The sequence below is a fragment of the Vibrio sp. 1249-1 genome (assembly GCF_033340495.1).
Map to the genome: position 1 here is coordinate 1 of NZ_JAWOWJ010000533.1, position 707 is coordinate 707.

The 707-nt window shown below is 47.8% G+C and carries 1 protein-coding gene and 1 pseudogene; both read right to left on the bottom strand.

Annotated elements, in window-relative coordinates; translation table 11 throughout:
- The coding region (locus tag R7Z50_RS27440) for an oligogalacturonate lyase family protein (RefSeq protein WP_318149741.1) at positions 1 to 127 on the bottom strand (127 nt) is incomplete at its 3' end.
- 56 nt (positions 128 to 183) lie between these two features.
- A pseudogene (locus R7Z50_RS27445) lies at positions 184 to 707 on the bottom strand (transporter); the annotation flags it as partial.

Here is a 707-nt window from a genome sequence, read left to right on the forward strand (position 1 = left end):
AGCACATCTGGTAAAAGTAGTTACGGTGACAAATCACGTCCGTTGGCGTTAATCGCGTCACTTTCACTTGGGTATCACTATCAACAAACGTTTCGAAGTTGAGAGTAATCACATCACCTTTAGCCATAATATATCTCCACAAAAGGGCTGCCCAAGCGAGGGCAGCCAAAACAAAAATTCAGATTATTGGGTCGTTGTCGCGGCTACTTTAGAGGGCTGCGTGTCTAGCTTGGCACTCTTCTTCAAGCCGTAGCCCACAGCAAAGACTGACGCTGCACAAGCAAGGAACAATAGGCGGCCCCATAGTGGGTTTGGAATCAACACCATCAGTGTTAAACCTGCGGCCATGTAGATAACCAGCGTACCCAATTTCGCGCGTTGCATGCGGTCAACAATGTCTTGGCCTTCTTCTGCAACACACTCGGTGTCCACATCTTTAAAGAATTCCGCCGTTGTCTCTTTGTGCGTGTCTGTTTCTTCTTTGTAGAACAGAGTCGATAGGCAGAAGAAACCAGCAGTAAAGACAAGGTGAGCAGCAATGGTGATCATTGTGCGCATTTCACCTGCTTCGCGGCGTGTTAGCTCATCCATACCGAACCAGCTACCAACAAATTCTGGAGTGAAGATTTTTACCACGGACCAAGAGACAAACATACCAACCACAACTGTTGCCCATGGTGCCCATTTCGGCGTTCTGCGAATGATGA